Source organism: Nocardia sp. NPDC003963 (assembly GCF_053605105.1).
Genome location: NZ_JBSGIP010000045.1, coordinates 16693 through 40444 on the forward strand (window position 1 = coordinate 16693; position 23752 = coordinate 40444).

General features: G+C 68.0%; 25 protein-coding genes. 14 read left to right on the plus strand and 11 right to left on the minus strand.

What is annotated here, in order from left to right; all coding sequences use genetic code 11:
• Positions 1-575: 575 nt before the first annotated feature.
• Genes ACWEWT_RS33305 through ACWEWT_RS33320 form a run of 4 tightly spaced genes read left to right on the plus strand, consistent with a single transcriptional unit; the run spans position 576 to position 2106 of the window.
• Positions 576-908 carry a cytochrome P450 gene (locus ACWEWT_RS33305; protein ID WP_452564845.1) on the plus strand — a complete coding sequence of 111 codons (333 nt, stop codon included), beginning with the start codon at positions 576-578 and terminating at the stop codon, positions 906-908.
• A gap of 33 nt (positions 909-941) precedes the next feature.
• Complete coding sequence (locus ACWEWT_RS33310; RefSeq protein WP_452564819.1) at positions 942-1376, plus strand: SRPBCC domain-containing protein; 435 nt, start codon at positions 942-944, stop codon at positions 1374-1376.
• Positions 1363-1707, plus strand: a complete 345-nt coding sequence (locus ACWEWT_RS33315; protein ID WP_452564820.1) for an ArsR/SmtB family transcription factor — start codon at positions 1363-1365, stop codon at positions 1705-1707. The genes ACWEWT_RS33310 and ACWEWT_RS33315 overlap by 14 nt, the downstream gene beginning before the upstream one ends.
• A gap of 12 nt (positions 1708-1719) precedes the next feature.
• Complete coding sequence (locus ACWEWT_RS33320; protein ID WP_452564821.1) at positions 1720-2106, plus strand: VOC family protein; 387 nt, start codon at positions 1720-1722, stop codon at positions 2104-2106.
• A 92-nt stretch (positions 2107-2198) separates the two neighbouring features.
• Here the strand turns inward: ACWEWT_RS33320 and ACWEWT_RS33325 are convergent, their stop codons facing one another.
• Positions 2199-3308, minus strand: a complete 1110-nt coding sequence (locus ACWEWT_RS33325) for an FAD-dependent oxidoreductase (RefSeq protein WP_452564822.1) — start codon at positions 3306-3308, stop codon at positions 2199-2201.
• A 68-nt stretch (positions 3309-3376) separates the two neighbouring features.
• On the opposite strand from ACWEWT_RS33325, the gene ACWEWT_RS33330 reads away from it, so the two are divergent.
• Positions 3377-4057, plus strand: coding sequence for a TetR/AcrR family transcriptional regulator (locus ACWEWT_RS33330; RefSeq protein ID WP_452564823.1), 681 nt, complete (start codon positions 3377-3379; stop codon positions 4055-4057).
• Positions 4058-4063: 6 nt separating this feature from the next.
• Here ACWEWT_RS33330 and ACWEWT_RS33335 read toward each other — a convergent pair whose 3' ends face one another.
• Positions 4064-4474, minus strand: a complete 411-nt coding sequence (locus tag ACWEWT_RS33335; protein ID WP_452564824.1) for a RidA family protein — start codon at positions 4472-4474, stop codon at positions 4064-4066.
• A gap of 78 nt (positions 4475-4552) precedes the next feature.
• Between ACWEWT_RS33335 and ACWEWT_RS33340 the strand changes: the two genes are divergently transcribed.
• Positions 4553-4951: a winged helix-turn-helix transcriptional regulator gene (locus ACWEWT_RS33340; RefSeq protein ID WP_452564825.1), complete on the plus strand. Its 399-nt coding sequence runs from the start codon at positions 4553-4555 to the stop codon at positions 4949-4951.
• A 103-nt stretch (positions 4952-5054) separates the two neighbouring features.
• Here the strand turns inward: ACWEWT_RS33340 and ACWEWT_RS33345 are convergent, their stop codons facing one another.
• Positions 5055-5753: a TetR/AcrR family transcriptional regulator gene (locus tag ACWEWT_RS33345; protein WP_452564826.1), complete on the minus strand. Its 699-nt coding sequence runs from the start codon at positions 5751-5753 to the stop codon at positions 5055-5057.
• A 10-nt stretch (positions 5754-5763) separates the two neighbouring features.
• On the opposite strand from ACWEWT_RS33345, the gene ACWEWT_RS33350 reads away from it, so the two are divergent.
• Positions 5764-6045: a hypothetical protein gene (locus ACWEWT_RS33350; protein WP_452564827.1), complete on the plus strand. Its 282-nt coding sequence runs from the start codon at positions 5764-5766 to the stop codon at positions 6043-6045.
• Between the two features lie 82 nt (positions 6046-6127).
• On the opposite strand, the gene ACWEWT_RS33355 is transcribed toward ACWEWT_RS33350, so the two are convergent.
• Complete coding sequence (locus ACWEWT_RS33355; RefSeq protein WP_452564828.1) at positions 6128-6685, minus strand: sugar O-acetyltransferase; 558 nt, start codon at positions 6683-6685, stop codon at positions 6128-6130.
• A gap of 237 nt (positions 6686-6922) precedes the next feature.
• Here ACWEWT_RS33355 and ACWEWT_RS33360 point away from each other — a divergent pair, with 237 nt between their 5' ends.
• Entirely contained in the window at positions 6923-7615 is a 693-nt protein-coding gene (locus ACWEWT_RS33360; protein WP_452564829.1) for a hypothetical protein, read from the plus strand.
• Positions 7616-7672: 57 nt separating this feature from the next.
• Here ACWEWT_RS33360 and ACWEWT_RS33365 read toward each other — a convergent pair whose 3' ends face one another.
• Together ACWEWT_RS33365 and ACWEWT_RS33370 are read right to left on the minus strand one after the other, a co-directional pair.
• Positions 7673-8782, minus strand: coding sequence for a DUF475 domain-containing protein (locus ACWEWT_RS33365; RefSeq protein ID WP_452564830.1), 1110 nt, complete (start codon positions 8780-8782; stop codon positions 7673-7675).
• A gap of 200 nt (positions 8783-8982) precedes the next feature.
• Positions 8983-9558, minus strand: a complete 576-nt coding sequence (locus tag ACWEWT_RS33370) for a TerD family protein (RefSeq protein WP_452564831.1) — start codon at positions 9556-9558, stop codon at positions 8983-8985.
• A 281-nt stretch (positions 9559-9839) separates the two neighbouring features.
• On the opposite strand from ACWEWT_RS33370, the gene ACWEWT_RS33375 reads away from it, so the two are divergent.
• From ACWEWT_RS33375 to ACWEWT_RS33390, 4 genes are read left to right on the plus strand one after another with little or no spacing between them, the layout of a single operon-like run.
• A complete protein-coding gene (locus ACWEWT_RS33375) occupies positions 9840-11057 on the plus strand; it encodes a hypothetical protein (RefSeq protein WP_452564832.1) in 1218 nt (405 codons plus the stop codon).
• Positions 11058-11069: 12 nt separating this feature from the next.
• Positions 11070-12281 carry an HpcH/HpaI aldolase/citrate lyase family protein gene (locus ACWEWT_RS33380; protein ID WP_452564833.1) on the plus strand — a complete coding sequence of 404 codons (1212 nt, stop codon included), beginning with the start codon at positions 11070-11072 and terminating at the stop codon, positions 12279-12281.
• Entirely contained in the window at positions 12278-14722 is a 2445-nt protein-coding gene (locus ACWEWT_RS33385; RefSeq protein WP_452564834.1) for a phosphoribosyltransferase, read from the plus strand. Before ACWEWT_RS33380 ends, ACWEWT_RS33385 begins: the two co-directional genes overlap by 4 nt.
• The gene (locus ACWEWT_RS33390; RefSeq protein ID WP_452564835.1) at positions 14723-15586 is read left to right on the plus strand and encodes an HAD family hydrolase; all 864 of its coding nucleotides are present in this window, start codon (positions 14723-14725) and stop codon (positions 15584-15586) included. It begins immediately after the preceding gene.
• Here ACWEWT_RS33390 and ACWEWT_RS33395 read toward each other — a convergent pair.
• From ACWEWT_RS33395 to ACWEWT_RS33410, 4 genes are all read right to left on the minus strand, one after another.
• Positions 15583-16548 (minus strand): DUF389 domain-containing protein, encoded by a 966-nt coding sequence (locus ACWEWT_RS33395; RefSeq protein WP_452564836.1) that lies wholly within the window; start codon positions 16546-16548, stop codon positions 15583-15585. The two genes, ACWEWT_RS33390 and ACWEWT_RS33395, sit on opposite strands and share 4 nt — an antisense overlap.
• A gap of 72 nt (positions 16549-16620) precedes the next feature.
• Entirely contained in the window at positions 16621-17382 is a 762-nt protein-coding gene (locus ACWEWT_RS33400) for an AIM24 family protein (RefSeq protein WP_452564837.1), read from the minus strand.
• Positions 17379-18071 carry an AIM24 family protein gene (locus tag ACWEWT_RS33405; RefSeq protein ID WP_452564838.1) on the minus strand — a complete coding sequence of 231 codons (693 nt, stop codon included), beginning with the start codon at positions 18069-18071 and terminating at the stop codon, positions 17379-17381. Before ACWEWT_RS33405 ends, ACWEWT_RS33400 begins: the two co-directional genes overlap by 4 nt.
• Before the next feature lie 3 nt (positions 18072-18074).
• Positions 18075-18698, minus strand: coding sequence for an AIM24 family protein (locus ACWEWT_RS33410; RefSeq protein ID WP_452564846.1), 624 nt, complete (start codon positions 18696-18698; stop codon positions 18075-18077).
• Between the two features lie 204 nt (positions 18699-18902).
• Here ACWEWT_RS33410 and ACWEWT_RS33415 point away from each other — a divergent pair, with 204 nt between their 5' ends.
• Positions 18903-20273, plus strand: a complete 1371-nt coding sequence (locus ACWEWT_RS33415) for a TerD family protein (protein ID WP_452564839.1) — start codon at positions 18903-18905, stop codon at positions 20271-20273.
• 20 nt (positions 20274-20293) lie between these two features.
• A complete protein-coding gene (locus tag ACWEWT_RS33420; protein WP_452564840.1) occupies positions 20294-21856 on the plus strand; it encodes a TerD family protein in 1563 nt (520 codons plus the stop codon).
• A gap of 62 nt (positions 21857-21918) precedes the next feature.
• Here the strand turns inward: ACWEWT_RS33420 and ACWEWT_RS33425 are convergent, their stop codons facing one another.
• Positions 21919-23733 (minus strand): glycosyltransferase family 87 protein, encoded by a 1815-nt coding sequence (locus ACWEWT_RS33425; RefSeq protein ID WP_452564847.1) that lies wholly within the window; start codon positions 23731-23733, stop codon positions 21919-21921.
• Positions 23734-23752: the final 19 nt, after the last annotated feature.

The window sequence follows — 23752 nt, forward strand, 5'->3', positions numbered from 1 at the left end:
GCGGTCATGGCAACCCCCTTTCGATCTCTTCGGCGTGCGGATCGGAGCATCCGGGCCGTGGCCGTACCGGGGACGCTGTTGCCCGGGGCCGTGGTCCCGCACGCCTCATATCGGTGGCTGCGGGTACCGAGGGCCGACCGGGTTGTAGCGGCTCCACGAAGCTGTGACTCGGCAATTATCGGCATGAGTATCCATACCCGTTGACGTGTATGCAATTTCGCGAAATGTCCGTCGCCCAACCACCGGTCTCGAAGTACCCACCAGGAATTGACTGTGCCGAAACGGCTCGGTTTCTGCTGAAGGTGTCGGCGCGGCAGAACCGGACCTGGGATGTCGCCACGCACCCGGCCTTCGGGCCGGAGCTGTCGAGGGAGTGAATTTCGGATGGGTTACGGGTCGGCACTCGGGTTCGGGATCCTCGCCGCCGGATTCCTCGTTGCCGCAGGGGTTTCGGCGCCGGTGGTCGCTCCTGGTGCCACGCCTTCGTCTCCAGGAGTCCCGTTGTCGGTCCCGACCGGCGATGTCGATCTCTATACCGCGACGAACGCCGGTATCCGGACCCGGCGCGCTTCGATATCCCCCGTCGCGCCGCGGACCACCTCGCCTTCGGGTGGGGTGAACACGTCTGCGTCGGAATGCATCTCGCTCGGCTGGAAATGAACGCACTGCTGGAAACGCCGGCCGACCGAGTGGCCCGCTTCGGAATCCTCGATCGCCGGCCATTGATCGACAACGGGTTGCGCGGCCCGGACCGCCTGGACGTGGCGATCGAACCTGCGACCGAGAGGTATGCCCGCACCATCCCCGGCACTCCGGCTCGACCTGGTCGGCAACGGGCCCCCCTCGGACGCTTGCGCGGTTCCGGTGGCGGGGGCTTGTCGCAACTCATGGGTTGCGATAGGTTATAGCAACCCATTGGTTGCTATAAATGCGAGGTTGCCGTGCCCATACCCGATCGCATCGAGCGTGAGCTCGAACTCCGCCACCCGCCCGAGCGAGTGTGGAACGCCCTGACCACGCCGGAAGGTCTCGGAGCTTGGTTCGGCTCCCGAGCCGAACTGGAAGACCTGCGCCCCGGCGGCACGGTGCGGGTGTGGTGGGACGAGGACGGACCGCATACGCTGTGGATCCGGATCGTCGAGCCGCCCCGCAAGTTTGCGTTCAGCTGGGCGATCGAAGGGCTACCGGCGGGTGATCCACGCCGGACGGACGTGGAGTTCTCGCTGGTGCCGACGCCGGCCGGTACCCGGCTCACGGTTGTCGAGACCGGCTTCGCCCAACTGCCCGACCACCTGACCGCCGCCTACGAAGGCAACGTGAAAGGGTGGGCGGCGGAGCTGACCGAACTGGCCGAGTACCTCGATGCCGCGGCCTGACGATCGCGATACCGAACTGATCGCCCAGACGGTGTTCACCGCGCTGGCGGACCCGACCCGCCGTGCCCTCCTCGCCGAACTCGCCGCGCACGGCCCGGCGACCGCGACCGAACTGGCGGACCGGCTGCCGATCTCACGACAGGGGATCGCCAAACACCTCGGCCTCCTGGCCGATGCCGGACTCGTCCGAGCCGAACCCGGAGAACGGCGCCGGATCCGCTATCGCCTGCGAACCCAGCCGATGGCCGTGGCCCAGTCGTACCTCGCCGTCCTCGCGCATACCTGGGACCGCCGCCTGAGCGCACTGCGCGATCACCTCGATCAGGCATAGGAGAACTGGAACATGACCCCCACCTTCCGCGGCGGACACAATATCGCCATGAAACTCCCCCTGGCGCAGTTCGATCGGACCGTCGCCTTCTATCGTGACGTCCTGGGCCTGGAAGTGACCGAGGACAGCGGCGCAGCTGTCGCCGAGGGAGTGATCCAGAGCGCCGCTGTCCGGTTCGGGCCCGTCACGCTGTGGCTCGACCGTATCGACAACTACGCACGCGCCGACCTCTGGCTCGAACTGTTCACCGATGATGTCGAGCGGGCGACCGAACACCTGGCCGCCCACGGTATCCCCGCGCAGGACGAACTGGAACCATTCCCTTCGGGCATGAACGCCCACTGGATCAGCAATCCGGTCGGCGTCCCGCATATCGTCCGCCTGGCCGACAACGACTGAATCGGCACTCGAATCCGGCGGTGACGGCATCGTGACCGCACGGGGTCCGGGCAGATCGGGCCGGATCCTGTTGCGTGATCGGATCCGGTTCGTCAGTTCGGTTGGAAGAACTCCAGCATTCTGCGGGCCGCGTCCGGCGACATCAGCAGTTCCTGTATATCCGCGGACATCCGGGCGGCAGCGCCGGTGCGTTCGAACATCTCGCGTTCGTATTCCGCTACGGCGGTGGGAAAGTCGCCCGGGTGCGCGGCCAGTGCGCGGCCGAGCAGGGCGCCGTCGAGCAGTGCCATATTGGCGCCCTCGCCCACCGGCGGCATCAGGTGCGCGGCATCCCCGAGCAGTGTGACGCCCGGTGTCGTCGGCCAGGTGAGTCCGGCCGGGAGCGCGGTGATCGAGCGCGCCACGACCGTATCGTCGCAGGCCGCGATCAGCGCGGTGAACCGGGTATCCCAGCCGGCGAGCAGTTCGATCAGTCGCGCCCGGGCGGCGGGCGGGTTTGCCAACGGTATTCCGCTGGTGGCGAACCAGTCCGCGGCGGTGTTGTAGAAGCTGAGGCCGATACGAACGCGGCCGTCGCCGTTGCGCTGCGCTGCCAGGGACAGCCCGTCGCCGAGCACCCAGTAGTTGCCGCGCCCGACCATCGCCGCGAGGTCGGGATGCGTGCGGTCGATATCGGGAATGCCGACCTCGATTGTGTTCTGCCCGATATGCGCCGGGCTGGCGTCGGTGAGCAGCGCGCGGACCCGGGACTGCGCACCGTCCGCGCCGACCAGCAGGTCGTAGGCCGTGCTGCTGCCGCCGACGAAGCGCAGCCGGCCCCCGGCCGCGGATTCGAACGCGTATCCCCAGCGCACGATGCCTTCGGGGAGGGAATCCAGGAGCAGGTCGCGCAGATCGGCGCGGTCTACCTCGGGTCGCGCGAGCGGGGCATCGTCGGGTGTGTCCTCCTGGAGCAGGAGGGTGCCGTCCGGCTGCAGCAGGCGCATGTCCTGTCCTTCGCTACGGGCGATCGCGTGGAACTCGTCGATCAGGCCGGCCTCGCGCAGCGCGCGCTGCCCGGAATGTATATCGAGCATGCCGCCCTGGCCACGTGCGTCGCGTGCGGATTCACGTTCGTACACGACGGCATCGATGCCGTTGAGGTGCAAGACCCTGGCGAGGGTCAGGCCGCCGAGTCCGGCTCCGATGATGGTGATGGTCATGATCGCCCCTCCGATACGCTGAATTGCTCGATACAGTGTATCGGAGGATGCGATGTATCGTCGGCCGCATGTTGGTGTGGGAGCGGCCGGAGCCGCCGGATCGACCGACGCCGGCACGGCTGAGCCGAGAGCGGATCGTGGACGCGGCGATCGGGCTGGCCGATGCGGACGGACTCGCGGCGGTATCGCTGCGCAAGGTCGCCGCCGCACTGGATGTCGGGCCGATGCGGCTGTACGGATATATCGCCACCAAGGAGGAACTGCTCGATCTAATGGTCGATGCGGTCTATGCCGAGATCCGGCCGCTCGGCGACGGTTGGCGAGAGGTGCTGCGTTCCCTTGCCGAAACCACCCGGCAGGCCGCTCATCGGCACGAATGGCTGGCCGATCTGATCGGTGGGCGGCCCCAGCTCGGCCCGCACGCGCTGGCCAGGGGAGAGGCGGTGGTGGCCGCGATGGGCGGTATCGGCGTGGACGCCGTCATGCCGGTGGTCGACGCGGTCAACGCGTACGTGATCGGCGCGGTGCGCCGGGAGATCACCGAACAGCGCGCCGAACGGTCCACCGGGCTGGATCAGAACCAGTGGCAGGCCGCCCACGGCCCCTATCTGCAGCGGACCTTCGCCACCGGCCGCTTCCCGGCGCTGTCCACGGTTATTCGCGACGCCGCCCATCTGGACGCCGACCAGACCTTTCGTATCGGTCTCGACTTCCTGCTCGACGGCATCGAAGCCCGCGTCTCGGGATAGCTTCGATCAGTCGAGCACGGCGAACGCCTCGACTTCGACGAGCACATCGGGCTCGAACAAATAGTCGACGCCGATCGCCGACAGGGGTGGTAGCGGCCGCGGTATCCCGAGTTCTGTCACGACGCGATCGATTCCCGCGACGAAGTCGTGGTACTTGTCCGGGGTCCACTTCGTGACGAAGAACCGGAGGCGTACGACGTCGGCGAAGCTCGCTCCGGCGCCGGCCAGACCGCGCGCCGTATTGCGGAGCGCGTGCGCTACCTGGCCGGCGAGATCACCGGTCGCGACGGGATTTCCGTCGGCGTCGCGCGCGATCTGCCCGGCCACGTGGACCTGGCGAGTGCCGGTGCTGATCGAAACATGGTGGTACGGAACGGGAGCGAACATGCCCTCGGGGGTCAGTAACTGAACCGGCACGGGATATCCCTTCACTGTCGGAGTAGGTATCTGATGTCTACCTGGTGCCCCGAGGGAACTTCAACGAGACTAGGTGTCATGACGGAAACCGCCTCCCCGCGGCCGGGCAGCCCGCAGCTCACCGAGCGACACCGCGAGTTGCTCGACCAAGTGCTCGACAAGTGGTCGCTCCAGGTGCTCGACGCGCTGTGCGCGGAGCCGTTGCGGTTCAACGAGCTCCGTCGGGCGATTCCCGTTGTTACGCAGAAATCGCTCACTGCCGCGCTGCGGCGCCTGGAGCGCAACGGGATGGTCGAGCGCGTCATCGTGAATACGCGACCGATCGCCGTCGAGTACCGCATCACAGCGGTCGGGCGGTCGCTGCAGGATCTCATAGACGCACTGCTGCACTGGGCCACTGCCACATTGCCCGAGGTCGAGTCCGCCCGCGCGGGCTTCGACGACAGGGCCGGCACCGGAGAAGTGCCGCCGGGTTGAGACCGGAAGCGCGGCGCAAGTGTGCGACCGCGCCGTACAGCGCCTCTGGCTGGGATACGAATCGGGCAGCGAGGCCCGGTGGGGCGGACTGGGCGGGTTTACGTCAGTCACCGCGTGAGAGGCGTGCGACGGTGTGGATCACCTCGTCGACGAGGCGATCGAACAGTTCCTCGGTGTCGTAGGGGGTTTCGCGCTGCACTCGGTGCAGCAGCGGAAGATCGAGGTCGGGGTGGCCGTCCAGCCAGGCCTGCGGGACCGTGCCGGTGGGTTCGCCGGTATCGGTCCGGTAGTCGATGAAGAGGACGAATCCGTAGATGCGGACCATGAGGTCGCTGTGGACGAACAGCGCGTCCCGCAGATCGAGCCCGATCGCGACCAGGAATTCCAGGAACAGTTCCGGGGTGGTGAGGCGCTGTGCGGGTATGCGGGCGTCACCCACACGCTCGTCCAGCGAGACCAGTAGCGCGCGTGGGTGGCGGCGGGCGGTCGTGCGGAGTTCACGGCAGTAGTCGCGTAGTCCGGTACGCCAGGCGGCGGGGTCGAGTCGCGGCACGGGCCAGCGGGAAAGCCACAATTCGACTGCCCGGTCGACGACCTCTTCCCGGTCCCGCACATGCCGGTACAGGGCACGGACGGTGACGCCCAGGTCCGCGGCGAGATCCTGCATCGTGACCGATCCGAACCCGCGGCGCCCCGCCAGTTCGAGCATGGCGGTGGCGATCGAATCCGCGGTCAGCGTCGGGCGGCCGCCGCGCGTCGCCGGGCTGCGGCGCCGGCGGCCCGGGGGCAGCGGTTGGGACACCTTCGACACATTGGGGTTAGATCTGCGCGAAGGCGATGTGCGGGTATCCCTGTGCGATCTGGACGGCCCGGTCGATCTCGCGTTGATCGATATCTGGCCGGCCGTGGCCCGTCCCGCGCTGGAAGCGATCGTGCCGAAACTGCGGTCCGGCGGTGTGGTGCTGATCGACAACACCGAGAACCACCCGGAGATCTACCGGGATGCTTTCGACTATATCGACGACCCGGCCAATGGGTTGCTCACCCAGACTCTGCCTTTTCCGGGCGGTCTGGAAATGGTGATCAAGGCGTGAACACCGGATCGGTTCGGGTGGCGCCGACAGCCGCGATTTCGGCGACCAGTGTCCGGACGATGTCCGGGGGCCGGACGGTGCTCTACAGGTCCCGGATGACCCGGCACGGATTACCGGCGGCGAATACCCGGGGCGGGATGTCCCGGGTGACCACGCTGCCCGCACCGATCACCGTGTTCTCACCGATCGCGACCCCAGCGCAGACAATGACCCCACCGCCCAGCCAGGCATTGTCGCCGATCGTGATGGGCGCGGCGGATTCCCAGCGGGCGCGGCGGAGTTCGTGATCTTCCATGGGGTGCAGCGGGGTGAGGATCTGCGCGCGGGGACCGATCGAGACATCGTTGCCGATGGTGACCGGGGCACAGTCGAGGATCACGGCGTCGTAGTTGAGGAAGGTGTTGCTGCCGATCGTGGTCGGATAGCCGTAGTCGCAGCGGAAGGGCGGCATGATCACAGTGTCGGCGCCGCATGCGCCGAGCAGGCGGCCGAGGATCTCCTGCCGTTCGGTATCGGCTTCGGGTGCCGTGTCGTTGTAGCGGGCGACCGATATACGGCAGGCCAGGCGTTCGGCGAGGAGTTCGGGGTCGTTGTCGCGATAGAGATCGCCACGCAGCATACGTTCCTTATCGGTCGCCATGGCCTCGATCCTGCCGGATCGCCGGTCCGGGCGCAGCGACCCGTTGCCCGTGGGCCGATGGGCTGTGGTCCGCGGATACGGGCCGGGCAGCGCGGACGGATCGCTGTGCCGTACAGCCGCGAGATCGCGCGTTCCCCGGAGCGGCGGTTCTGTCCCGATTCCGGTCCTGGTAGGTGTTTTCCCAGTTCATGGACGTAGTCTGGAGAGATCAGCGTCCGCTCGCCGAGGAGGACGGCCATGACCGGGAGTCCGCGATCGATCGCCGGAATCGAACCTGCTCTGCCCTCCGGCGCGCAGGCGGAGCGATTCGCGGGGTACGGCGTGATGGGCCAGCCGTTCGTGAGTGGTCACTATCTGGCCTTCCGGCATTTCGCCGCCAGTTCGGTGGGGCCCGGATACGAATCGGTATGGCACCGGAACCCGGACCGGGAATGGGTCATCTACAGCAGTGTCGCGCCGGAGATGAGCTGTGCCCGCTACTACGGATCCGCGCTCGTGTCGGCCCGGGTCGAGAACATCTCGGTGACCTGGACCGGACCTTACGCGTTGACGGTGGAAGTGCCCGGGGAACTGGTATGGGATATCGAGCTGCGCCGGTCGCCGGCGACGACGGCGATGACGCGGCTCGGCGGCGTCATGCCCTCGGCCCTGTGGCGGAACCCGGCCGTGCTGTCGGCCATGTCGCGGATCGCGGGACCGGCCCTGGGTGTCGGCCGCGTGCGCTTGCACGGCACCACGCCGAACGGGCAGTGGTTCTCGACCAACCCACGGATGCTGTGGGTGGTCGATCGCACTACGGCCCGGATCGACGGCATCGATATCGGACCGGCCGGACCGCTGGACGAACAGACGGGACTGGGAGATTTCTGGTTGCCCCAGCGCGGCATGTTCGCGGTGGGGCAGGCGTACTTCGGGTCTTCCGGCGGATGAAACGACAACGGGAGCGGACCGTCGAGGTCCGCTCCCGCGCTGGTGAGTCAGGCTGTATCAGGCCACCGGTGTCGGTTCCGATGCCTCGGTGGGCTTCGGATCGTCTTCCTTGTTGTTGCGCCGGATGCTGGAGAGCACGGCGGCGCCGATGAACGCGATACCGATCAGGCCGGTGATGAGCTCGTTGACGTGCACGCCGATCGAGACCAGCAGGATCAGCGCCAGGGCGCCGATGGCCCAGTGGGCGCCGTGTTCCAGGTACACGTATTCCGACAGCGTGCCCTTGCGCACCAGATAGACGGTGATGGACCGGACGAACATGGCACCGATCAGGCCGAGGCCCAGCGCGATGATGATCGGGTCCGAGGTGATGGCGAACGCGCCGATGACTCCGTCGAAGGAGAACGAGGCGTCCAGGACCTCGAGGTAGAGGAACAGGAAGAACCCGGCCTTACCCGTCGCCTTCGCCAGCTTCGACGGACCGCCGGCGGCTTCTTCGGCGTGCTCCTCGGCGTTGAACATCGAGCCGAGACCGTCGACGGCGATATAGACGACCATGCCGAGCAGGCCGGCCAGCAGTACGGTGGACCGGGCGTCCTCGTCGGCGAGGAATTCCGCGGCCAGGATGAGTCCGATACCGGCGATGACCACCGAGACCATATCCAGCTTGCCGGCCTTGGCCAGCGGCCGCTCCAGCCAGGTCAGCCAGGTGATCTCGCGTTCGGCGAGGATGAAGTTGAGGAACAGCATCGCCAGGAACATGCCGCCGAACGCGGCGATCTGCGGATGCGCGTCGGTGAGCAGGGTCTCGTAGCTGGGGCTGCCGTCGGGGAAGTAGGCGGCGTCGTCCGCGGGCGGGTTCAACGCCAGGTCGAAGGCCTGGACCGGGTTCAGCCCCGCGCTGACCCACACGATGGCCAGCGGGAAGACCAGACGCATACCGAAGACGGCGATCAGGATGCCGATGGTGAGGAAGATCTTCTGCCAGAACTCACTCATCTTCTCCAAGATGGTGGCGTTGATGACGGCGTTGTCGAAGGACAGCGAGACCTCGAGAATGCCGAGGATCAGGCAGAGCGCCAGGGCGGTCGGGCCGCCGTAGAGGAACGCCACCCCCAGCGACAGCACCGTGACTACTAGGGATAAGCCGAATATGCGCAGGACCACGCTGGGACCTTTCGTGTGCGGTGGCCGGACTGCGGTCGGTATCCCGGCCTGTACGAGAAACCTGATCGGCGGTATCGACGACCAGTCACCAGCGTTGCCGTCGACCGCCTATTTGTCCAATTTGTCCCCTGGCGCCCCGGTAGGCAGGGACGAGGGGGCCCGTCACCGGACCCCCTCACGCTACCCGGAGGTGTGGATCGTCAGACGTTCACACCGTAGTCGCGCGCGATCCCGGCCAGGCCGGACGCGTAACCCTGGCCGATGGCACGGAACTTCCACTCGTCTCCGTTGCGGTACAGCTCACCGAAGACCATGGCGGTTTCGGTCGAGGCGTCCTCGGAGAGGTCGTAGCGGGCGAGCTCCTCGCCGTTGGCCCGGTTCACCACGCGGATGTAGGCGTTGCGCACCTGGCCGAACGACTGCGAGCGGCCGTCCGCCTCGTAGATCGAGACCGGGAAGAAGATGCTCTCGATGGTGGGCGGGGTGTTGGCGAGGTCGACATTGATGACCTCGTCGTCGCCCTCGCCCTCACCGGTGGTGTTGTCACCGGCGTGCTCGATGGCGCCCTCGGGGGACTTGAGGTTGTTGAAGAACACGAAGTGCTGGTCGGAGACGACTTTCTTGTCGGCACCGGTGGCGATCGCGCTGGCGTCCAGATCGAAATCGGTGCCCGTGGTGGTACGCACATCCCAGCCCAGGCCGACGGCGACCGCAGTGAGGCCCGGAGCCGCCTTGCTCAGCGAGACGTTACCGCCCTTGGACAAACTGACACCCATGCGGGATTCCCTTTCGTAGTCGTCTGTGATTCCCAGCATGTCGGTAACCGCCGGGTACGAAATACGACAGTAGTGGTTTTCGGTGAACTTGCGTACAAACTCGGGTAAGCCGCTCACCGGCCCGGTGGCGGCGCGGTGCCCGGATGTTCTGGTAGCGAGGGCTTTCGGAGCATCCGGATACATGCTCTGTCCACTGCTGTCGCGTTCGACGGGACGAGGGTGGACCGGGCGGTCCGCCCTGTGGCGGCGCGCGGACGGTGGGATCTCATACCATCGGGTCTGTGGCAGGCCGTAGACGTGGATGGTTCCGGTCGGGGGAGGATCCGTGGTTCGAACAGGCACGGTCGGCGTTGACGACGGCGTTCCTGGATATGGACCGGCGGCAATCGGCCGCGGAGGCGGCCGCTGTCGCCGCGGAGGAGATGTTCCCGGAGCGGGAGGTGGGCCGCCGCTGGGCAACGGTACGTGAGGGCTGCTATACGGCGGCGGGCGCGTACCTCCAGCTCACCGGTGAGCTGGAGCAGGAGGAGCAGGCCGGTACCCGCCGGGCGGACCGGCAGCAGCGGGTGGACGCGGTGGTGCGGCAGCTGGGGAGCGCCGCGCAGCAGGTCGATCGGTTCTATCACGGTGATCGGGCCGCGCTCGAGGAAGCGATCGCGGTGCGGCGGGCGGTACCGGAACTGGTCGAGCGGGTCACCGCCGACGCGGCACGGGTGCGCAGGCAGGCAGCCGAATCGGAGTACGCCGAGTACCCCTCGGTGCGTGATGGGGCCGCGGCCGTGGATGAGGCAATGGTCACATCGGCGGCGATCCCGTCCGACCAGCTGGGGCGGGCACGTGCGGCGGCGAATCGGCTGGCATCGGCAACGGCCGATTTGTCGGAATCGTTGGCCCAGGCCCCATCTCGGGCCGGAGCCGCGCGTAACGCGATCGCGTCGGTCACCACCAGGCTCGACGCGGTCCGCACCCGGGCCGAGGGGATCGGGCCCGCGCACTCCGCGCTGCTGCGTGAGTTCAATGCTGCGAGTTCGGCCGATCTGGCAGACAATGAGCGCACCAGCGAGCGTCATACGGCCGCCGCGGCACAGGCCCTCGCCGGGGCCCGCGCCGCCGCGGCCGAGAACACCCCGGAGCAGGCCCTTGAACTGACCACCATCGCGCGCGGCCATCTCGCCGACGCCGAACAACTGGTCGACGCCGTCACCAAACGGCTGGCCGAGTTGCGGGCGGTCCGCGACGATCCGCGACAACGGGCCGAGACCGTACGATTCCGGCTCCGGGATGCCCAGATGCTCGCGGTGTCACGGGGACTGGTGCCGGAATGGGGGTCGGTGCTGGATGCTCAGGTCGAACGCCTGGACCGGGTCGCCGCATCCCTCACCGGACGGCACCCCGACTATTGGGCGTATGTAAACGAACTCGACACCATCACCGAATTCATTGCCGGGATCGTCGAGCGGATGCGCAAACAATCTCCACCGGGACAACGACGAGGATGAGACGGGGGCTCGATGACCGTAGGCATGGCCGTCCGGCAGGAAATTTCCCTGCACAAACGGATACCGCGCCGACATTTCAGGCAATTACAGGGTCCGGACGCCAGAGCGCTGTTCCACCGGCAACCCGAGCCGTTCGATGATCTCGCCGATCGGGAGATACTGGGGATGGCGCTGGGCGCCACCCTGTACGTACCGGCCACCCGCACCGATCTGACGGCGACGATCGTGCGCCGGGCCGATCGTGGGGTGTGTTCGATGGTGATCGACCTCGAGGATGCCGTCGCCGACCACGAGGTCGAGTTCGCGAAGTTGCAGACCGTCCGCACGCTCGACGAGCTCGCGGCCCGTCCCGATCCGAGCCCGATGCTGTTCGTCCGGGTCCGCGATGCCGATACGGTGCCCGAACTACTCGACCGGCTGGGCGCCGGTGCGCAGGTGCTGACCGGTTTCGTCTTCCCCAAATTCGACAGTTCCTCGGCACCCGAATACCTCGCCGCGCTCACCGCGGCCGGCGCCCGCACGCAGCGTCCGCTCTACGGGATGCCGGTACTCGAATCGGCCGCGCTGGTACATCGGCAGACCCGGGACAGCGAACTCACGCAGATCGCGGCATGCCTGGCCGAACACCGGGAACGGATCCTGGCGGTGCGGGTCGGCGCCACCGATATGTGCTCGACCTTCGGGATCCGCCGCGACCGTGACCTGACCATCTACGATGTGCGGGTCATCGCGGACGTGATCGCCGATATCGTCAACTACCTGGGGCGGGCCGACGATACCGGTTTCGTGATCACCGGGCCGGTGTGGGAGTACTTCGCCGATCACGAGCGGATGTTCCGCCCGCTGTTGCGTACCGCGCCGTTCGAGGAATCCGACGCGGTGCCGTTCCGCAGCTATCTGGTGAGCCGGGACCTCGACGGTCTGCTGCGTGAGATAACCCTCGACCGCGCCAACGGTATCCAGGGCAAAACGGTTATCCACCCCTCGCATGTGGCGGCCGTGCACGCGCTGTCGGTGGTCACCCACGAGGAGTACACGGACGCACTGGACATCCTCCAGGTCGAGGTCGGCGGAGTCGCCGCGTCCGGCTACCGCAACAAGATGAACGAGATGCGCCCCCATCGAAGCTGGGCGCGCAACACCCTGACCCGGGCCCGGGTCTTCGGGGTGGCCAAGAAAGGGGTGTCCTTCGTGGATCTGCTATCGGCGCTGGTCACGGTATGAGTTCGCGGATCGGCGAGTCGTATTGGGCGACCCGCGCGCTGGGTATCGAACTACAGCACGGGAACGCGTTCCGGCACGGTGACACCCCGGACAGCCTGCCGCCCGCCCCGGAGATCACCGATCTGCTGCAACCCGCACTGCGCAGGAATCCGCGGCGCGCGCATCTGCTGGTATCCACGGTACTGGGCAAACATCTGCCGACCGACCCGCTGCGGGTCCGGGATGCCGGCCACCGGCTCGGCGATCTGGTGCGCGGGGTGCTCGGCGAACAGGACGCGGTGGTGCTCGGATTCGCCGAGACCGCCACGGGGCTGGGGCACTGCGTCGCGGCACGGATCGATGCCGCGTGCTATCTGCATTCGACGCGCCGCGTGGTGCCGGGGGCGGTGACGCTCACCGGGTTCGAGGAGGGACATTCGCACGCGACCTCGCATCTGCTGCAGCCGATGCCCGGGGACGTGTTCACCGCGGGGCTGCCGCTGGTGCTGGTGGACGACGAGATCTCCACGGGCAATACCGCGTTGGATGCCATCGAGGCGCTGCACGAATTCGCGCCGCGGACCCACTATGTGCTGGCCACGCTGGTGGATATGCGTACCGACGCCGACCGCGACCGGTTCGCCGCGGCGGCCGCGGCCCTGGGGGCGCGTATCGATACGGTATGCCTGGCTTCGGGTAGCGCGGTCCTGCCGGAGGGACTGGTGGCGACGGTCGCGGAGTTGCCCGCGGCCGAACTGAACCCGGTGGCCGGCCGCCGCGGTGCGTCGGCGCGACTGGAACTGCCCTGGCCGCACGATGTGCCCGAAGGCGGACGGCACGGATTCCTGCGTGCCGATCGCGCGGGTTTCGAACAGGCCGTGAGCGCCGCGGCCAAAATGCTGCGGGACCAGCTGGTCACCGAGTACACCGGCCGCCCGGTGGTCGTACTCGCCCACGAAGAGCTGATGTATCTCCCGCTGTGCCTGGCGGTCCTGCTCGCCGAGTCCGGGACAGCGGTGCGGTACCAGACCACCACTCGATCACCGGCTCATGTCCAGGACGAGCCGGGTTATCCACTACGGCGCGGCTTCCGGTTCCCGGCTCCCGAGCCGGGCGAGGAGCAGCCACGCTACCTCTACAACGCGTCCTGGCCCGACGATCCGAACGCGGATCCGGTACTGGTCTTCGTGGCCGATTCACCCGCCGACAGCGAAGTGCTCGTGGCCCCGGGCGGTTTGGTGGATGTGCTCACCGCCGCCGGTTCCGATGTACTGGTGGCGGTGGTCCGGGGTGCGGACCCACGTACCCTGGCCGCCGCGCGAACGGGTACTTTCGCCGGGCCGGAACCGCTGTACGGTCCCGGATTCGGTTCCTACGACCGCGCCGATGTGGCCTGGCTGTTGAAGGATCTGTCCGGCGCCGATCTGGAGGCCGATACCGCCTCGCGGGAGCAGCGGATCCAGGCCGGGCTCGCGCACTATTCCGAATCGCTGCCCATCGAATACCAGCCCGACGCCGCGTATCGGGAACTGTTCGACCGGGTACTGGCCGAGAGCGCCGAACGGCTGGCCCTGGCGGTGGGTACGGTGGCCGAACTCGTGGCCGCCGAACGCGGTACCGATATCGTGCTGGCGTCGCTGGCCCGGGCGGGCACCCCGGTCGGGATCCTCATCCGCCGCTGGCTGGCCGACCGGCACGAGGACCGCCCCGCGCTCGATATCCCGCACTACGCGCTGTCGATCGTGCGCGATCGCGGGATCGACCCGGTGGCACTGGACTACCTGGCCCATCGGCACGACCCGGATTCGGTGGTGTTCGTGGACGGCTGGACCGGAAAGGGCGCGATCGCCCGGGAACTGACCGCGGCACTGGCCGAGTACCACCGCGTCGGTGGTGCCCGGTTCGACGACGATCTGGCTGTCCTGGCCGACCCGGGGCATTGCGTCCGCACCTACGGCACCCGCGACGATTTCCTGATCGCCTCGGCCTGTCTGAACTCCACTGTCTCGGGTCTGGTCTCGCGCACTGTGCTCAATCGGGACCTCATCGGGCCGCGGGATTTCCACGGCGCCAAGTTCTACGCCGAACTGGCTGCAGACGATGTGTCGGCGCGCCTGATCGATACGGTCACCGCGGCGTTCGGCAGTGTCCGGCCGCAGGTATCCGCGCAGGTAGCCGCGGTGCGATCCGGTGACCGCGCACCCACCTGGGCCGGTTGGGCCTCGGTGGAACAGGTACGCGCCGAGTACGGGATCGATACCGTGAACTTCGTGAAACCGGGTGTCGGAGAGACCACCAGGGTGTTGCTGCGCCGGGTGCCCTGGCGGGTACTGGTCCGGGAACCGGATGCGCCCGAGCACGCGCATATCCGGTTGCTGGCGCGGGCTCGGGCGGTGCCGGTGGAGGTCGTGGGGGATCTGGCGTATTCGTGCATGGGTCTGATCAAGGATGTGCAGCGGTAGATGACCGTCTCGAAACCACTGCTGGTGGCCACCGATCTGGATCGCACCATGATCTATTCGAGCGCCGCCGCCGGAGACGCGGGCGCGGCGACGGTCTGCGTCGAACACCTGGACGGTGCTCCACTGTCCTATATGACGGCTGTGGCCGCGGAGCGGATGCGGGAACTGGCGGCCGCGGCGGTGGTACTACCCACCACCACCCGGACCATGGAGCAATTCGCGCGGATCGGGCTTCCGGGTGCGCCCTGGCCGTACGCGGTCACCAGCAACGGGGGGAATATCCTGGTCGACGGTGTGCCCGACCCCCGGTGGCGCAGCGGGATCGAGGCGGCGGTCCGGGCGGGAGGCGCCGGGCTCGCCGAGATCGAAACCGCGCTGCGGGCCCGGATAGATGATTCCTGGGTGCTGAAATTCCGCGGCGCCGACGACCTCTTCTGCTATCTGGTGGTGGATCTCGCCGCCACCCCACCGGAATTCCTCGCCGACTGGGATGCCTGGTGCCGTCCGCGCGGCTGGTCGGCATCCCGGCAGGGGCGCAAGATCTACACGATGCCGATGGCGGTGTGCAAGAGCCGGGCGGTCGCCGAGGTCCGGACCCGGCTGGTGGCGTCGGGCCGGTTGGACACGGCCGCACCCACACTGGCCGCCGGCGACGGCGCGCTGGACGCGGAAATGCTCGTCGCCGCCGATCACGCGATCCGGCCCCGCCACGGTGAGCTCGAAGAACTCGGCTGGAACCGCCCCGGTCTCACCGTCACCGCGGCCTCGGGAATCGTTGCGGGAGAGGAGATCCTGGACTGGCTCACCGCCGCACTCACCGATCCGGTCGCCGCGGGGGCAGGGGGCTCGGGGGTAGGGGGCTAGAGCATGCGCCGCTTCGCCCGCGCCTCGGCGCGCGGGCGGCGGGGCGAGACCCGGGACCAGACGAGGTCCTGCAGGGCCAGCGTCGCCCATCCCGCTATCGCCATCCCGGCCAGGTTCATCACCAATTGCAGGGTGCTGCCCCAGATGGCCGAACCCACGCCGAAGGCGAGACCGAGCGCTATATTGCCTGCCGCCGGAACGGTGGTCACGGAGATGAACACCCCGACCAGCGCACCCGATTTGGACGAGGTCAGCGAGAGGACCCCGGCCGCGGCGGCGATCAACGCCACGATGAACGACCATTTGTCCGGTGTGTAGACGAAGGCGGTCTCGGGCCTGTCCCCGGTGACCGCGTCGACGGTGATCCAGCCGAGCAGCCGGCCCATCACCACGAGCACGAGCGTGATCGCGATCCCCGCGGCGAACCCCGTCACGAGAGTGGCCAGCGCGCGTCCGAACAGGGCGAGTCGCCGCCGCACCAGCGCGACCCCGAGCGCGGCGATCGCGCCGAACTCCGGGCCCAGCACCATCGCTCCGATGATCAGGATCTGCGAATCCACCACGATCGCGATACCGGCCAGCACCGTCGCCAGGGTCATGAAACTCAGGTAGGTCCAGTTGAGTTCGGTCTCCTCATAGGACCGCTGGGTCACATCGGCCCAGATCACCGCGTCCGCACTGTATCCGGGGGTGCGCAGTTCGGTGAGGAAACCCGAGAGCGACAGCCAGGTGTGCACCGGCTGCAGTTCGATACTTCCCCGGTGGTGCAGCCCGGTCGCCCGCAACCGTTCGAGAACCTCGTTGGCGGCTTCCCTGGCCAGATCGGCCAGCACCACATCGCCTTCCGGGCGCAGCGCGCTGCCGCGCAGTACCGCGAGGCCGCTGACGGCCGGGTCGGATTCCAGGATCTCGACCACCTCGCCGGTCAGCGCGGTGGGCGACATTATCCGCAGATGCAGCATGGGCCAAGTCTGCCTGTGCGGCAGTGGGGTTCCCAGTCCGTACGACCCGGTCGTGTCGGATGGGCCCGGCCCTCAGTACCCCTGCTGCCCCGCGAGCTGCTGTCCGATGACCCCCTGCAGACGTTGCAGGCCCGGCACCGTGATCCCGCTCTGCAACTGCCCCTCGATGGTGCGGATGAGAGCGTGGTCGCTGAGCACCTTCTCACTCGACTGGATGAGTACCGTCCCGGCGCCGGTGAAATCGAACTGCCGTTCCTCACCCGAGTTCACCCCGAACGCGGCAGCGCCGGCGGCCAGGAAACCCGATACCCAGCGCTGGTCGTAGTGGTGGCTCGGTGACGGGCAGTCCGCCCAGCCCACCAAGGATTCCGGATCCACCCGCAACGGTGGTTCGGCGAAGATCACCGGCCCGTTCGAGGACGCCAGGAATTTCCCGGTACCGATCAGCGTCAGGAAGCCGGGCACGATCGACTGGTTCAACGACAGACCCGGTTCGAACGCGAGCAGATTGGCCGCGCGGATGGTGAGGTTGCCGTCGTCGAGGTCGTAGGAGTTGATGTCGTAGCCGCGGTCGCCGATCAGCAGTTTGCCCTGTCCCTCGGCGACCACGTAGTCCCCGGTGAACAGCGGCGCGGAGAACTGATGCGCCACCATGTGCAACAGCTGACCCTGCAAACCGTGGGTGAGGGCCTGGAAACGCATCTGCCCGTAGTAGGCGATCATCGCGCCCTTGCGCATGAACCACGGTTTCGTGAGGTCGATGCAGAACGCGTAGCTGTTGCCGGGGATGTTGTCGCTTTCCCCGAGCGTCAGCGGGCTGAGGATCTCGCTCACAGTTTCTCCTCCGATGCCTGCACGTACACCAGCCCCTGGCCCGCGCACTGCAGTTGCATGGCCTCTCCGGATCCGCGGCCGACGGCATCGCGCCAGCTCACTGCGGCTTTCAGTTCGGTACGCACATTTCCGTAGGAGGCGATGAAGGCCTGCGGGTCCACCACCACCGGATTCGGTCCGCCCACCTGCAGTTCCAGGAAGCCGCCGTGCGCCAGCAGAACCGCGCTGCCCTGACCGGAGAGCTGCGTGGTGAACATGCCCTGACCGGTCAGCGCGCCGGAGGCCGCACCGCGCAGCGCGCCCATCAGACCGCCGCCGCCTCCGCCCCCGGAACTCGCGACCGATACCACCGAGGTCTGCAACCCGGCGGTGTAGGCCAGCAGGCGAGAAGCCTCCACCTGCAGCACCGCGCCCGGTTGTACCTGGACCACCTGCACTTCCAGGCCCGCGAACCCGTAGTGCACCCGGCCGTTGCCCTGCGCGATCATGGTGCGCTGGTGTTCGCCGGCCATCATCCGGCCGGCCATTCGCACCAGACCGCCGCCACCCATACCCGCGCCGCCCGGGATCTCGTGCGGCGCGAAGGACACATCGCCGGTGTAGAAGAGCATGCCGCCGGTACGGGCGACCACGCCGCCCGCCCTACCGGTATCGACCGCCACGACCTTGGAATTGATCTGCTCGAACATGTCCTACCGTTCCGCCGGTTGGATCGAGACCACGCCCTGCCCGTCCCAGCGCAGCGAGAAGGCCTCGCCGCCGTCGTGTCCCATCATCGAACGCCACGAGACATCGGTGACGAAGGACTGGTTGAGGTTGCCGCGGGCGGCGACGAACGCGTCGGGGTCCACCACCAGCGGGAACTGCGGTGACACCTCGAGGTGGATGAGCGGCCCGCCCGCGGACAGCAGCGCGACCTGACCCTGACCGCTGACCGTGGTGGTGAAGAGCCCCTGCCCGCTGGAAGCCCCACGCACCCCGGCGAATCGCACATCGGTGCGCAGGTTCCCGGCGAAGGCCAGCAACTGCTGCGATTCGACCTGCAGGGTCTCGTTGTTCAGATTCACCACCGAGACGTACTGGCCGTTGACCGCCAGGAAGACCCGGCCCTGTCCGCCGCATTCCATCAGCGAGAGTTTCTCGCCGGTGGCGCGCCGCTTCATCCCGGCCAGGACACCGTCACCGCCGCCGAACCCGGCCGATTTGAACTGCACGGCCCCCTCGTAGGCGACCATCGAACCGGAGATGGCGCGAATACTGGTGTTCGCCAGGTGTACCTCGATCACCTTCTTCGATTGTTCGAAGAGTTGTGCCATGGATAATCGCCTGTCCTCACCGCCCCGAGCACCGCGCACTGTGCCGGTGCTCATCCGTCGCGCACACCTTAATCGGCGCAGGTCGATCCAGTCCATCGGTTCGAGTTACGCTGGTCCGTTCACCTCCCGGTGTCAACAGAATTCGTGCCCGCCCCCTATCTCGTAGAGTGGCACCAATACGCACCGACAAGCGAAGGGTCTGACTTGTCCGCAACACTCGCAAAGGGCCAGAACGGTCCACTGGCCACGAACGACGTGGTGGTCTCCATCCAGTTGGCGGCTCCGGCCGATCTGTCCGCCCTACTGGTCACCGAGCAGGGCAAAGTCCGGACCGACGCGGATTTCGTCTTCTACAACCAGCCCAGCGGTCCGGGCGTGAACCTGCGTCCCGGGCCGGCCGGGCAGCCCGCCTCGCTGACGGTGAACCTCGGCGCCGTCCCCGCCGATATCGCACAGGTGCGTGCGGTCATCACCCTCGACGACCCGAATACGAATTTCGGGCAGTTCGCCCCCCCGGTGGCCTACGTATCGGATCAGTCCGGCGCGCAATTGTTCGAATACCGGATCGACGGCCTCGCCACCGAGTCCATCGTGATCGCGCTCGAACTGTACCGGCGCCAGGGCGCGTGGAAGGTGCGTGCGGTCGGGCAGGGCTACGCGGGCGGTTTCGCCGCGCTGGTCACCGACCACGGTGTCACGGTGGACGATTCCCCGGCCGAGACACAGGCCGCCCCGGCTGCCGCGCCGCCACCTCCGCCGCCGCCCGTGCAGCAGACCGCGCCGGTGCCGCCGCCCACCCAGCAGGCCTACCCCGCCCAGCAGCCGCCGCCGGCCCCGCCCTACCCGCCGCAGGGCGGGGGCTATCCGCCCCAGGGTGGTGGTTTTCCGCCGCCCGGTGGGGGCTATCCGCCGCCGCCGGGACCCGGCTATCCGCAGCAGCCCCCGCCGCAGGCACCCACCCAGCAGCAGCCGGGCGAGATCAGCCTGAGCAAAACCGGCCCGGTGAGCCTGCAGAAAGGTCAGCGGGTCAGCCTCCGCAAGGAGGACGGTGCCGCGCTCACCTTCGTCAAGATGGGGCTGGGCTGGGATCCGGTGCAGCAGCGCGGCATGTTCGGTAGCCGCACCGTGGATATCGACCTCGACGCCTCGGTGGTCATGTTCGCCGATATGAATCCGGTCGATGTCGCCTATTACGGGCAGCTGACCTCCAAGGACGGATCGATCCGGCACCAGGGCGACAACCTGACCGGTGAGGGCGCGGGCGACGACGAGGTGATCCTGGTCGACCTGACGCGGATCCCGGCCCATGTCAACAACTTGATCTTCGTCGTGACCTCCTACAAGGGTCATACCTTCGGCCAGGTGCAGAACGCGTTCTGCCGGTTGATCGACGGCGCCAGCAACGCGGAACTGGCCCGGTATTCGCTCACCGGCGGTACCCCCACCACCGCGATGGCCATGGCGAAACTCTTCCGCGTCGGCGCCGACTGGAAGATGCAGGCCATCGGCGAAGGTCTCAACGCCAAACATCCGGGCGAGGCGATTCCGCAGTTGGGCCGGTTCCTGCCGGCATGAACAGCGCCGGGGGACAGGATATGAAGCAGTTGCAGGCGGGGCAGAACATCGCGCTCAGCGGTGGGATCGTCGGATTCCGGGTGAACGCGGCAGTGCCGCTGACGGTTTCGGCGCTGGTGGTGGGCACCGATCTGCGGGTCGGCTCGGCTGCCGATGTGCTGGTGTCCGAACGTCCGGCGGGGCCCGGGATCCGGGTCGACGAGGCGGCCGCGGCCGTCGTCGTCACGCCGGCGGAGGTACGTGCGGATGCCCAGGCGGTACTTCTGGTCGTCGCCGCGCAGAGCGGGCTCGGCGTGGTCACCGCGACGTTGTCGGAGAACGACACTCCGGCAGTCGAGTTCGTGATCGCTCCGCAGGCCGGGGAAGCGGCGTTGATCTGCTTCGAGCTGTACCGGCGTGGCGCGGGCTGGAAAGTGCGCGCGGTGGGCCAGGGCTACGCGGGCGGTATCGCGGAACTGCTGCGGATACACGGCGCGGATGGTTACGTCACCGCCGCGCCGGCCGCGGCCGCCATGGCACCCACGGTGCTCGACGCGACCGTCGTAGCTCCCACCGCGGCTCCCGCGCCGGCCGATATGCCGCCCCTCGAGGTCGGGCACGGACTGGAACGGCTGTGGATGATCTTCGAGGATGCCGCGCGTTCGGCAGCCGCGCTGGAATCGGCGCGCGGCTACGCGGCCGAACGGCTCGACCAGGAGCTCTCGGCCGCGGTCTCCGATCCCACCACCCGTAACACCCCCGCCGCCGAAGCCGCGCGGGCGGCCGCCCAGCGGCGTCACGACGAGCTCGCGAATACCGCCGAGAGCAATCACCAGCGCGACAGCGCCCAGCTGCAGCGCGAACTGCGCGAAGCGGACGCGGCACTCCCGGCCGCGCTGGCCTCGTGGAATTCACCCGCCTGGGATCGCCCGGCCGCGCCGGCCGACGGAATCCGGCTCGGCGAGCTCTACGCATTCGACCGGGGCGCGCTGCGGGTCCCGTACTGTGTCCCGGTTCCGTTGAACCGGCCGCTGTGGGTCGATACCGAATCCTCGGCGGCCGCCGCGCCGGTGATCGGTGCGCTGCTGGCCCGGCTGCTGCGGGCCGCCCCGGGCCGCCGGACCCTGGTCGACATCATCGATCTCACCGGCGCTTTCGGCGGTTTCACCGGTATGCTCGCGCCCGTACTGGCCGGCCCGCCGATCACCGATCATGCCGATATCTCCCCGCGACTGCAGCAACTGGTAGACGCCGCCGAACTTGCGGAGATGGCCTACAACGCCGGGCAGGCCAGCCCACCGGCCGAGCACCGTATCCTGCTCGCCGCGGATTTCCCGCACGGCTACCAGGCCGCCGACGCACAGCGACTGGTCGCGCTGCTGGCGCGTGGTGAACTGATCGGACTGTCGACCGTGATCGTCGGCAGCAACGAATCCGATTCGAGCGACAGCACAGTGGCCGGCCTCTCGCGGGCCTGCCGCCACCTGCCGACGGCGACCGGAACACCGCTGTTCGACCCGTGGACCGGTAATGCCTGGCAACTGGATCTGGATCTGCTACCGCAGGAACCCGAACAGCGAGCGCGGATCCTGCGGGCCGGCTGAGGCGGACCGCGGGTGTCGGGCCCGGCGCCGGATCGGTAAGTGGATATACCGGCAGCCGGGTGTCAGCTCAGATGCGCGGGTGGCCGCGCGGCGGGGGCCGGCTCCCGCGCTGTCCGGACAGCAGCCGTCGCGGTGGCGGGATCCCCCGAACGGGTGCGGTTCGCGGCCGCGGCGCCGGTCCAATGGGTATCGCGGGAGATCCTGGGCCGCAATGCCTCCGGTAGCCACGGCAGCAGTGGGTCCGGAGCGTTGTCGACCACCCCGCCGACCGGGTCGTCCAGATAGTCCCGGCGCACCAGATCCTGCTCGGGCCGGTAGATCTGCCGGATGATCAGCGCGCACAGCCCGATCACCGCGAGGTCGCGCAGCAGCACTGTCGCGGTGAACCACTGCTCCGGCAACCCCTTGCGGTCCACGCCGAGGTAGTAGAACATGCGCGGCACCCAGACCAGGGCGTCGATCGTCATCCAGGCCAGCAGCACCCGCCGATGCGGTAGCGCGAGTACCGCGATCGGCACCAGCCACAGCGAATACTGTGGACTCCACACTTTGTTCGTCAAGAGGAACGCCGCGATCACCAGAAAACACAGCTGTGCCAGCCGGGGGCGGCGCGGCGCGGTCAGGCCGATATAGGCGATACCCAGACAGGCCGCCACGAACAGCAGCAGCGACACCAGATTGAGGACGGTGGGCGGTTCCCCGTGCTGCAGCACACCGTCGAAACCGGACCAGTCGGTGAACGACATCACCACGTTGTAGAGCGAATCCGGATCGGCGTGCCGGGTGGTGTTGAGCCGGAAGAACTCCCGCCAGCCCTGCGGGTACAGCAGGGCGATCGGCAGATTTACGGCCGCCCAGGTGACCAGTGCGCCACCGGCGGTCAGACCCGCCGCGCCCAGCGGGCGAGTGCCCAGCAACCGGGTCCGCGCGGGGATCTCCTCGAGCCAGGTGCGCAGCGCCGCAGCACTGTCGATATCGCGTAGGCGTGTCGCCTGGTGCGCCCGCGGGGTGCGATGCATCGGATCGGCGCGTAGACACAGCACCAGGATCGGGCCGAGCAGCAGCAGTGGATACAGCTTCGCCGCGCCACCCAGGCCCAACAGGACCCCGGCCAGCAACGGCCGCCGCCGCGCCCACGCGAGCAGGCCCAGCGCGGCGAAGGCGGTCGCCAGGAAGTCGAAATTGGTGAAGGCGTGCACGATCACCAGCGGTGAACACGCCACCAGCGCCGCATCCCAGATCCGGCGCCCGGCCAGCAGCGCCGTCGCCCAGATGGTGGCGAGCCAGGCCACCGCCAGCCCCAGTGCCACCACATTGAAGTACAGGACCACCTGCAGCGCACCCGGAAGCGGGCTGGCATCCCAGCTCTTGGCCACCAGCATGGAGACGTACTGGTACATGCCCGACAGCACCGGATACTCCATATGCCGGACCTCGGTATCCCCGCCGGGAGTCTCCTCCACCCAGGATTTCTTGTACGGGAACGCCCCCTCGTTCAGCCTTTCGGCGCCGTAGAGCGGGACGGTATCGGAATAACACATGGCCGTGTACTGGCGGCCGTTGTTCCAGTCGAGGGTGAGCAGCCCGCCCGAGGTGGTGGTCTGCTGGATACATCCGGCCTTCGCGAACCAGCCGAAGGCCAGGAAGATCACCGTGAACGCCAGCAGCACCCGCATCGGGGTCCAGAACCGGGTACGTCCGATCAGCGCGTGGTCGCCGACCGGACCGCCCACAACCGTGCACAGCTGGGCGGTCATCGAATCGTTGCGGCTCGGCTTATCGCGCGCGTCGGCCGAGCGGAGATCGTGGGCGAGCGGGGCCGGCGAGTCGTACGCGGCTGTGGTGGGCCGGTCGGTTCGCCCGTTTCCGGGATCCATACCGTCGTCCGGCCCACCC